Source organism: Pseudonocardia sp. TRM90224 (assembly GCF_021245725.1).
GTDB lineage: Bacteria > Actinomycetota > Actinomycetes > Mycobacteriales > Pseudonocardiaceae > Pseudonocardia.
This window is the reverse complement of record NZ_JAJGSX010000019.1, coordinates 176,918-186,745: the sequence shown is the minus strand read 5'-3', so window position 1 is coordinate 186,745 and position 9,828 is coordinate 176,918. Positions and strand designations below refer to the sequence as shown.

Annotated in this window: 12 protein-coding genes; 9 read left to right on the top strand and 3 right to left on the bottom strand. The window is 73.0% G+C overall.

The window, feature by feature from the left end; translation table 11 throughout:
* Window positions 1-167: 167 nt before the first annotated feature.
* The gene (locus LL648_RS25065; RefSeq protein WP_232665149.1) at window positions 168-521 is read left to right on the top strand and encodes a hypothetical protein; all 354 of its coding nucleotides are present in this window, start codon (window positions 168-170) and stop codon (window positions 519-521) included.
* A gap of 125 nt (window positions 522-646) precedes the next feature.
* On the opposite strand, the gene LL648_RS25060 is transcribed toward LL648_RS25065, so the two are convergent.
* Window positions 647-1,603, bottom strand: coding sequence for a DUF3558 domain-containing protein (locus LL648_RS25060; protein WP_232665148.1), 957 nt, complete (start codon window positions 1,601-1,603; stop codon window positions 647-649).
* 82 nt (window positions 1,604-1,685) lie between these two features.
* Here LL648_RS25060 and cofD point away from each other — a divergent pair, with 82 nt between their 5' ends.
* Genes cofD through LL648_RS25045 form a run of 3 tightly spaced genes read left to right on the top strand, consistent with a single transcriptional unit; the run spans window position 1,686 to window position 4,562 of the window.
* Window positions 1,686-2,669 (top strand): 2-phospho-L-lactate transferase, encoded by a 984-nt coding sequence (cofD, locus tag LL648_RS25055; RefSeq protein WP_232665147.1) that lies wholly within the window; start codon window positions 1,686-1,688, stop codon window positions 2,667-2,669.
* Window position 2,670: 1 nt separating this feature from the next.
* Window positions 2,671-4,026 (top strand): coenzyme F420-0:L-glutamate ligase, encoded by a 1,356-nt coding sequence (locus LL648_RS25050; protein WP_232665165.1) that lies wholly within the window; start codon window positions 2,671-2,673, stop codon window positions 4,024-4,026.
* A complete protein-coding gene (locus tag LL648_RS25045; RefSeq protein WP_232665146.1) occupies window positions 4,020-4,562 on the top strand; it encodes an NUDIX hydrolase in 543 nt (180 codons plus the stop codon). The genes LL648_RS25050 and LL648_RS25045 overlap by 7 nt, the downstream gene beginning before the upstream one ends.
* 151 nt (window positions 4,563-4,713) lie before the next feature.
* Here LL648_RS25045 and LL648_RS25040 read toward each other — a convergent pair whose 3' ends face one another.
* Window positions 4,714-5,487: a site-2 protease family protein gene (locus LL648_RS25040; protein WP_232665145.1), complete on the bottom strand. Its 774-nt coding sequence runs from the start codon at window positions 5,485-5,487 to the stop codon at window positions 4,714-4,716.
* A gap of 271 nt (window positions 5,488-5,758) precedes the next feature.
* Between LL648_RS25040 and LL648_RS25035 the strand changes: the two genes are divergently transcribed.
* Window positions 5,759-5,983, top strand: a complete 225-nt coding sequence (locus LL648_RS25035; protein WP_232665164.1) for a WhiB family transcriptional regulator — start codon at window positions 5,759-5,761, stop codon at window positions 5,981-5,983.
* 30 nt (window positions 5,984-6,013) lie between these two features.
* On the opposite strand, the gene LL648_RS25030 is transcribed toward LL648_RS25035, so the two are convergent.
* Window positions 6,014-6,493: a metallopeptidase family protein gene (locus LL648_RS25030; RefSeq protein WP_232665144.1), complete on the bottom strand. Its 480-nt coding sequence runs from the start codon at window positions 6,491-6,493 to the stop codon at window positions 6,014-6,016.
* 92 nt (window positions 6,494-6,585) lie between these two features.
* On the opposite strand from LL648_RS25030, the gene LL648_RS25025 reads away from it, so the two are divergent.
* From LL648_RS25025 to LL648_RS25010, 4 genes are all read left to right on the top strand, one after another.
* Window positions 6,586-6,942, top strand: coding sequence for a DUF3499 domain-containing protein (locus LL648_RS25025; protein ID WP_232665143.1), 357 nt, complete (start codon window positions 6,586-6,588; stop codon window positions 6,940-6,942).
* 68 nt (window positions 6,943-7,010) lie between these two features.
* Window positions 7,011-8,369: a phosphomannomutase/phosphoglucomutase gene (locus tag LL648_RS25020; protein WP_232665142.1), complete on the top strand. Its 1,359-nt coding sequence runs from the start codon at window positions 7,011-7,013 to the stop codon at window positions 8,367-8,369.
* Window positions 8,370-8,445: 76 nt separating this feature from the next.
* The gene (locus tag LL648_RS25015; RefSeq protein ID WP_232665141.1) at window positions 8,446-8,697 is read left to right on the top strand and encodes a Trm112 family protein; all 252 of its coding nucleotides are present in this window, start codon (window positions 8,446-8,448) and stop codon (window positions 8,695-8,697) included.
* A gap of 2 nt (window positions 8,698-8,699) precedes the next feature.
* Window positions 8,700-9,800 carry an SIS domain-containing protein gene (locus tag LL648_RS25010; protein WP_232665140.1) on the top strand — a complete coding sequence of 367 codons (1,101 nt, stop codon included), beginning with the start codon at window positions 8,700-8,702 and terminating at the stop codon, window positions 9,798-9,800.
* The last annotated feature ends 28 nt before the right edge of the window (window positions 9,801-9,828 follow it).

Here is a 9,828-nt window from a genome sequence, read left to right as displayed (position 1 = left end):
CCGGTCGTGGCGGCAACGCCGCCAGCGGCGATCTGGGCGCGAAGAGCGCGATCAGGACTTTCTAAACACGGCCTAGGCCCTGTCCTTCGAAGGATGTATGGCCCGCCGCTCCAAGATGGGAGTTCCGGCCGACGACCCGCCGCCGCCACGCGGGCAGGCTCTCGGGCATGGCCGACAGCGACTTCAGCTACTTCCGGATCGACCACGCCGGCAGCACGGTCGAGGTGGAGACCGACGAGTCGGCGATCGTCTCGGCGACCGTGCGGCTCAAGGTCGACGGCCGGCTCGTCGCCGAGAGCTCGACGATGCTCAACACCCGGCTCTCCGGCAGCACCCCGGCAGGAGAGGTCACCGTGAAGGTGGCGTTCGGCTTCTTCGGCGGCGTGACGAAGTGCGTGCTCGTGCTCGGGCGCAAGGAACTACCGATGGACCGCGTCGACCGCGAGGGCCGGAAGTCGCGGGAGAAGGACAGGGACGACGACGATGGTGAGTTCGAGGAGATCCTCGACGCGATCATCTGAACGGTCGGCTGGAGACGCGCGAGGCGCTCGTCGAACGGCGCGCACCCGTGAGTTGCGGGTGCTGAGGGCTGCCGCGGCAGCCCTCAGCACCCGCTAATCGGCCAGCACCACGATCCGGCCGCCGGCTACGGGTTGTCGCGCTCGTCGGGGCGGTAGGTGAGCGGCCGCAGCGGCGTGACGCCGGGCGGTGGCGCCATCGCGAATGCGGCCGTCGCCGCATCGGCGTAGCGCACGGCGTCCGCGCAGTTGGGTGCGTTGAGCAGGAGGACGGCGCCCGCGAGGTCCGGTTCGGCGATGCCCGATGTGCCCGCGGTCCACTCGACGTTGCAGTCGGTGCCGAAGTCCTGCTGCTTCGCCCGCAGGCCGGCGACCAGGGTGTCCTGCGTGCCGAGGAGGTCGGCGGGGTCCTTGAACGTCACCGACAGGCCGAAGACCTGCTGGTAGCCCTCCGGCATCTCCCGCACGGCCGCGCACTTGTCGAGCCCGAAGTTCGCCGGGTCGTAGCGGCGCGGCAGGCCGTCGGCGGCAGCACCGACCGCGCGGCCGAGCAGGTCGCAGCTGTTCCACGTCAGCGCCGGTGGCTCCGGCGGCGCCTGCTCGCCGTTCAGCACGGCGACCGCCGACGTCGCGATCGGGAGCGTGCGCCCGCACAGGTCGTCGGACGAGGGCGCATCGACCGACGTCTGCACGGCCACCGCGAGCTTCGGGCTCACCGGGATGCTCACCCGGCACGACAGCCGGTTCGCCGAGACCGCCTGGTAGGCCTTCGCGCCGCCGATGACGAGCTGCGTCTCCGTGCCCAGCGACTCGATGTGCCGCCACTGCCCGAGCACGACCTGCACCGACACGCCTTTGCCCTGAGTGTTCAACCAGCACCGGTTCGGACCGGTCTGGCGCACGGTCTCACCGGCGGCGAGCTGCTGCATCCTGATCGGCGCACACGGGTCGAGCCCGATCAGCGCGGACGTCACGGCCTGCGGGTCGCGCGTCGGCGGCGCCGCGTCGGGCGCCGGCTCGCTCGCGCAACCGACGAGAGCCACCGCCAGCAGCAGTGCCACCAGCGCGGCCGCTCGTCTTCCCATGCGGCCATCCTGCCCGGTGTGATCCACCTGCCTGCGTGCACCTCCTGCGGAAAGCCGTACGCAGCGACGTAGGCTCGCAGAGGTGAGAATCACGGTTCTGGTGGGTGGGGTCGGAGGGGCGCGGTTCCTCCTCGGGGTGAAGGCCGCGCTCGGGCTGCCGGCCGTCGGTCCGGGCGATTCGGAGCACGAGATCACCGCCGTGGTCAACGTCGGCGACGACATCTGGCTGCACGGCCTGCGCATCTGCCCCGACCTCGACACCTGCATGTACACCCTCGGCGGCGGCATCGACACCGAGCGCGGCTGGGGCCGGTCCGGCGAGACCTGGACCGTCCGCGACGAGCTCGCGGGCTACGGCGCCGACCCGTCGTGGTTCGGCCTCGGCGACAAGGACACCGCCACCCACCTGGTCCGCACCAGGATGCTGCGCGCCGGCTACCCCCTCTCCGACGTCACCGCCGCGCTCTGCCACCGCTGGCGCCCAGGTGTGACGCTGTTGCCGGTCACCGACAACCGCGTCGAGACGCACGTCGTGATCGACGACCCCGCCACCGGCCCGAAGGCGCAGAAGGCGATCCACTTCCAGGAGTGGTGGGTGCGGCACAAGGGCGAGCTGCCCGCCCACCGGTTCGCGTCGGTCGGCGCCGACGAGGCCACCGTGCTCCCGGCCGCGCGCGACGCGATCACCGGTGCCGACGCCGTGCTGATCGCCCCGTCCAACCCGGTCGTGAGCATCGGCACGCTCGTCGACGTGCCCGGTGTCCGCGACGCGCTGCGCGAGACGTCCGCGAAGATCGTCGGGGTGTCGCCGATCATCGGTGGCCGCCCGCTGCGGGGCATGGCCGACCGCTGCCTCACCGCGATCGGCGTCGAGACCAGCGCCGAGGCCGTCGCCCGGCACTACGGAGCGCGCGCCGAGGGCGGCCTGCTCGACGCATGGATGGTGCACACCGGCGACACCGCCGAGGCCCCCGGCATCGACGTGCGGTCCGTGCCGCTGCTGATGACCGACGTCGAGGCCACCGCGCAGATGGCCCGCGAGGCGATGGAGCTGGCCGGTGTCTGATATGCCCGACCCCGCGATCCCCGACCACGCATCCCCCGACGCGATCACCGTCCTGCCGGTCCCCGGGCTGCCCGAGTTCCGGCCCGGCGACGACCTCGCCGGCGCGATCGCGGCCGCGGCGCCGTGGATCGTCGACGGCGACGTGCTCGTCGTGACGTCGAAGGTGTTCTCCAAGGTCGAAGGCAGGCTGGTGGCTGCGCCCACCGACCCGGACGCCCGCGACGCGCTGCGCCGCGAGCTGGTCGACGCCGAGACCGAGCGGGTGCTCGCCCGCCGCGGCCGCACCCTCATCGTCGCCGGCAAACTCGGGATCGTGCAGGCGGCCGCCGGTATCGACGGCTCCAACGTGCGCCGCGACGAGCTCGCACTGCTGCCCGCCGACCCCGACGCCAGCGCCGCGCGGCTGCGCACCGACCTCGCGAAGCTGCTCGACGTCGACGTCGCGGTGGTCGTCACCGACACCATGGGCCGCTCGTGGCGGGTCGGGCAGACCGACGTCGCGATCGGCTCCGCCGGGCTCACCGTCCTGCACCGCTACGGCGGCGCCGTCGACGGCGAGGGCAACGAGCTGCTCGTCACCGAGGTCGCGGTGGCCGACGAGCTCGCCGGCGCCGCCGACCTGGTCAAGGGCAAGCTCGGCGGGCTGCCGGTCGCGGTGGTGCGCGGATACCGACCGAACGACGACGGCTCGACGGCACGCGAGCTGGTGCGCCCGCTCGACGAGGACATGTTCTGGCTCGGCACCGACGAGGCGATCGGCCGCGGGCGTGGCGAGGCCGTGCTCATGCGCCGCAGCACCCGCGACTTCAGCACCGAGCCCGTCGACCCGGCCGCGCTGCGCCGCGCCGTCGGTGTTGCGCTCACCGCGCCCGCTCCGCACCACAGCACGCCCTTCCGGTTCGGCTGGGTGCGCGACCGGGCCCGCCGCGACGCGCTGCTCGACGCGATGGCCGTGCGGTGGCGGGAGCACCTCGAGGCCGACGGCCGGCCGGCCGAGGAGGTGGAGCGCCGCATGCGCCGCGGCGACCTGCTGCGCCGCGCCCCGGAACTGGTGCTGGCGTTCCGGGCGGGCGCGGGCATGCACACCTACCGCGACAACGCCCGCCAGCTCGGCGAGCGCACCATGTTCACCGTCGCGGGCGGCGCCGCCGTGCAGTCGTTCCTCGTCGCGCTCGCGGCCGAGGGGATCGCGTCCTGCTGGGTCGGGTCGACGATCTTCGCGGCCGACGTCGTGCGCCGCGAGCTCGACCTCCCGCCCGACTGGCAGCCGCTCGGCGCCGTCGCCGTCGGGATGCCGGCCGAGCCGCTGGCGCCGCGCCCCGCGCGCGACCCCGGCGATTTCATGGTCGAGTGGTAGCCGCCTCCGTCGCGGCGGGGGAGCTGCGCGCCTGGGAGCCGGGCGACCACCGCCAGGACGCGCTGCGCCACGCGCTGCTCGCGTTCCTCGACGCCCGTCCCGACGACGCCTGCGCCCGGTCGTGCGTCCCCGGCCACCTGACGGCCTCCGCGCTCGTCCTCGACGCCGACGGCACGCACACGCTGCTGACCCTGCACCCGCGCGTCGGCGAGTGGCTGCAGCTGGGCGGGCACTGCGAGCCGGACGACACGTCCCTGCGCGCCGCGGCGCTGCGCGAGGCGACCGAGGAGTCGGGCATCGACGGCCTGACGATCGACGCCACGCCGTTCCACGTCGACGTGCACCCGATCACGTGCTCGCTCGGCGTGCCCACCCGCCATCTCGACGTCCGGTTCCTGGTGCGCGCCCCCGCGGGGGCCGTGCCGCGGATCAGCGCGGAGTCGAAGGACCTGCGCTGGTGGCCGGTCGAGGCGCTACCAGTCGCCGATGGGACGGTGCCGGAGATGGTCGCCGCGGCGGTCGGCAACCCGGCCTGATCGCGTGCGGAACGCATACGTCCCGGCTGGCTGGAGACGCGCGAGGCGCTCGTCGAACGGGGTGCTTTCCTGAGTAGCGGGTGCTCATGGCTGCCGCGACAGCCATCAGCACCCGCAGATCGGCCGACGCCGCCCTCCGCCCGGCGGGTGTCTAGCGCCAGAACTGCAGGACCGTCAGCCCGCGCCGCGCCTCCAGCGCGTCGCCACCGATCAGCGAGAACAACGCGTCGCCGACCGTGAAGAGCACAGCGGACGCGCCCGGCACGAAGATCAGCAGGGCGACCAGCACGAACGGCGCCCACGGGCGCACCTGGTTGCTCATCACCCGCGCCTGCGGCGACAGGTAGGGCTCGATCACCCCGAACCCGTCGAGGCCGGGGATCGGGAGGATGTTCAGCACGAACGCGAGCACCTGGAACAGCGCGAGGCACGACAGCGCGATCACCAGCCCCCGCGGCATCGGGATGACCAGCGTCGACACCGTGATGAGCAACGCCAGCAGCAGGTTCGTCGCGGGCCCCGCGAGCGAGACGAGGCTTCGGGCGCCCTTCGAACGGATCAATCCGTGCTCGATCCACACCGCGCCACCGGGCAGCGGAATTGCACCCAGAAGGAGGAACACGATGGGAAGCACGAACGACAACCCGACGTCCGTATAACGGCGGATGTCGAGTGTGAGATATCCCTTCTGCCGCACTGTGTGATCTCCGTTGCGATACGCGACGTACGCGTGACCGAACTCGTGCAGGCACAGCGAGACGGCCCAGCCGCCCAGCACGAGCAGCACCAAACCGACCGTGTAGATCACTGATTGGCCGTAAGTGACCACCTCACGGGTGCCGAGCGCGGCCAGCACCCCACCCGCGACGGAGACGGCGACCAGCAGCAGGAACCACGGGCTCACGCGAGCAGAGACGTCACGCACTTCACCATTGTGCTGAACGGGCTACCGACCGGGTGGACTGGGTCACCCGGATGGAAGCTTCAGCTTGCCAAGGCACCATCACAGCGTTGTACTTACATTGCTGTCATTCGCTGGCCCGGTAGGTCGCGGGCCGGGGCAGCCATTCGCCGGTGTGCGGGGAGGTGGGCGAGTGAACGTGATCACGGACACTATGACGCTGGTCGAGACGGCGGGTGGCGAACCCCTGTCGGCACAAGGGGCGTTCAGCGAATCGCTCGTCCTCGTCGACGACATGGAGGAGCCGGAGTGGCAGGAACGCGCGCTGTGCGCGCAGACCGACCCTGAGGCGTTCTTCCCGGAGAAGGGTGGCTCGACCCGCGAGGCGAAGCGCATCTGCTCGGGCTGCGAGGTCCGCGCGGAGTGCCTGGAGTACGCGCTCGCGCACGACGAGCGGTTCGGCATCTGGGGCGGCCTCTCGGAGCGCGAACGCCGCAGGCTGCGCCGCAGCGCAATCTGAGCGGCGCCGCCTGAGGGGCAGCTCGACGGCCTACTCCTCCTCGCCGTCAACCGCGTCGGGCTCGATGTTGAGGTACTCGGCGACCTGCTCCACCAGCACCTCGTGCAGCAGGTCGGCCAGGTCGGCCCCGCCCCGCGCCCGCGCCTCCAGCGGGCGGCGGTAGAGCACGATCCGCGCCCGCGACGGCAGCCCGTCCGGGTCGACCCCGGCCGGGACGAGCTGGGCGAGCGGCACCCCGATGTCGGCCAGCACCCCCGCACCCCACACGACCTCGTCGGGTGAGGTCTCGACCACCTCCGGGACCTCGTCGACGGCGAGGTCGAGCTCGGCGAGCTCCGATCCCCACCGCAGCTCGATCGGCTCCAGCGCCTCGAGCACCATCGCGTCGAACTTCTCCGCGCGGGTCTGCGCCGCCGGCATCGTCGACGGGTACATCTGCCCGCGCAGCCCGCGGCCGCGGCGGTCGCGGCGGCGTGGCGAGCGGCGCAGGGTGCGGCGAGCTGTGGTCACCCCCGAATCCTACGGTCACCCCGTTCCCTCACCACCCGATGTCCGCGCGTCGCGCCGCGGTACTGACGGTCCGAAGCGCTATCGTCGATGACGTGCTGAGTGTGCGGCGGTGTTCGCGGACCGGGTGCACCGAGCTCGCGGTGGCCACGCTCACGTACGTCTACGCCGATTCCACCGCGGTCGTCGGGCCCCTGGCCACGCAGGCGGAGCCCCATTCGTACGACCTGTGCAACAGCCACGCGCACCGGCTCACCGCCCCGCGCGGCTGGGAGGTCGTCCGGTTCGAGGGCGAGTTCGCGCCGCCCCAGCACAGCAGCGACGACCTCACAGCGCTCGCCGAGGCCGTCCGCGAGGCCGGCAGGGTCGACCGTCCGGTCGAGCCGGCGCCCGTCACCGGCACCGGCCGCCGCGGCCACCTGCGGGTCCTGCCCGGCCCGGCCGAGACCTGAGCCGGAGCAGGCTTTCCGTCGGGACCGTCCGGTCGGTGATGCAGGCGGTGTCGATAGGGTTCCCTGTTGTGGCTGACCTGTCCGGAATCGTGAAGGCCTACGACATCCGCGGGGTCGTCGGCGAGCAGTTCGACGCCTCCGTCGTCCGCGAGATCGGGGCGGCGCTCGCGCGACTGCTGATCGGCGAGGGCGCGACGGAGGGCGTCGTCATCGGCTACGACATGCGGGAGAGTTCGCCCGCGTTCGCGGCCGCGTTCGCCGAGGGCATCACCGGTCAGGGCCTCGACGTCGTCGACATCGGCCTGGCCAGCACCGACATGCTCTACTACGCGGCGGGCACGCTCGGCATGGCCGGCGCGATGTTCACCGCGAGCCACAACCCCGCCCAGTACAACGGGATCAAGCTCTGCCGGGCCGGCGCGACGCCGATCGGGCAGGATTCCGGGCTCTCCGCGATCCGTGCGGCCGCCGAGGCCGGGGTGCCCGCGGGCCCAGGCGGCGGCACCGTGACGAAGCGCGATCTGCTCACCGGCTACGCCGAGTACCTGCGCGGCCTCGTCGACATCTCGGGGCTGCGCCCGTTGAAGATCGTCGTCGACGCCGGGAACGGGATGGGCGGCCACACCGTGCCCGCGGTGTTCGACGCGCTCCCGCACGAGATCGAGCCGCTGTACTTCGAGCTCGACGGCAGCTTCCCGAACCACGAGGCCAACCCGCTCGACCCGGCCAACCTCGTCGACCTGCAGAAGCGGGTCGTCGAGGTGGGCGCCGACATCGGGTTGGCCTTCGACGGCGACGCCGACCGCTGCTTCGTCGTCGACGAGCGCGGTGAGGCGGTGAGCCCCAGCACGATCACCGCGCTGGTCGCCGTCCGCGAGCTCGCGAAGGCGCCGGGCTCGGCGATCATCCACAACCTGATCACCTCGCAGGCGGTCCCGGAGATCGTCGCCGAGAACGGCGGGCGCCCCGTCCGCACGCGGGTGGGCCACTCGTTCATCAAGGAGACGATGGCGAGCACCGACGCCGTCTTCGGCGGCGAGCACTCCGCGCACTACTACTTCCGCGACTTCTGGCGCGCCGACACGGGCATGCTCGCCGCGTTGCACGTGCTCGCCGCGCTCGGCGAGTCCGGCACCACGCTGTCGACGCTCGCCGCCGGCTACTCCCGCTACGTCGAATCCGGCGAGATCAACTCGACCGTCGCCGACCAGGCCGGACGCATAGCCGCCATCAAGGCCGAGTACGGCGCTCGCGACGGCGTCGAGACCGACGAGCTCGACGGCCTCACCGTCCGCCTGCCCGGCGGGAGCTGGTTCAACCTGCGCGCTTCGAACACCGAGCCCCTCCTCCGGCTCAACGTCGAGGCCCCCGACGAGGCCGCTGTCGCTGCGTTGCGTGACGACGTCCTGGCGATCGTCAGGGCCTGACCCCGCCACCGACCGGCACATCGCTTGTCGGGCTGGCACGATCGACCGACGCCCGCACGACACAAGGAGGACGACCGTGGCCGTGACGCTCGACCCGGCGCTGATGGACATCCTGGCGTGTCCCACGGACGACCACGCCCCGCTGCGGGCCGGCAGCCCCGCCGATCCCGATGCCGACGTGCTGACCTGCACCCGGTGCGGCCGCCGCTACCCCGTCGTCGACGGCATCCCGGTGCTGCTGGTCGAGGAGGCCCTCCCGCCGGAATCCCTTCCTCCGGGGGCACAGCCGTCCGGATCAGCGGCGCCGGCCGAACCCGACGGCGCCTGACCGTGCTCGACGACACTCTCCTCGGCGACCCGCAGGCACTGGCGGCACTCGACACGACCGGCGTGCTGCGCTCGGCGGCGACCGCGGGCGCCCAGGTGCGCTCGACGGCGCACGCCGCTGCGGAGGCCGGCGTCCCCGGGTTGGAAGGCACCCGCCCCCGCGCACTCGTGCTGCTGCGCAGGCCGGGCGCGTCGATCTCCTCGGCGAGCATGCTCACTGCGCTGCTGGGCTCGGCGTGCCCGGTGCCGGTGGTGCTCGCCGACACCGCGCCGACGTGGGTGGGGCCGCTCGACGTGATCGTCGCGCACACGGCCGACGCCGAGGACGTCGAGCTGGCCGACTCGATCGGGCTGGCCGTGCGCCGCGGCGCCGAGGTTGTGCTCTCCGCACCCGCGGACGGGCCGGTGGCCTCGGCGGGTGCGGGCCGGGTGCGGCTCGTCGAGCCGCGCATCCCCGTCCCGGCCGGGCTGGACCTGCCACGGGCGTTCGCCGCGGGGCTCGCCGTGGTCTCGGCGCTCGGGCTGCTGCCCGATACCGCCGGGGAACGCCTCGACGCCGCGCTCGACGCGCTCGCCGACGTGCTCGACAGCGAGGCCGAACGCAACCAGCTGGGCCACGAACCGTTCATGAACCCGGCGAAGACGCTCGCCATGCGCCTCGCCGAGCACACCCCGCTGCTCTGGGGCACCGACGCGGTCGCGGCGGCCGTCGCGGAGCACGCGGCGTGGGCGCTGGCCACCCACGCCGGTGTCGTCGCGCACGCCTCGGACATCGTCCGCGCGGTCGGCGCGACCGGGCTGCTGCGCGCGCTCGACGCAGGCGCGGAGCGTGACATCTTCCACGACCCCTTCGACGACCCGACCGGCCCGGAAGCCCCACCCGTGCGGCTGGTGCTGCTCGGCACCGCGGAGGAGGATCCGGGACGGGTCGCGTTGCGGCGGACCGGCCGGGACCGCCCTGCGGCGGACGTGGTACACCCGGTCGAGGAAGTGGCTCGTGGCGTCCGTCACGCAGCGCTGCTGCGGGCGGGGCTGCTGGCCTCGCGGTTCGACGTGGCCGCCGTCTACCTCGGGTTGGCCACCCGCACGATCGCCGCGGCCTGACGGCCGCCGGCACCAGTAGGAAGTGACG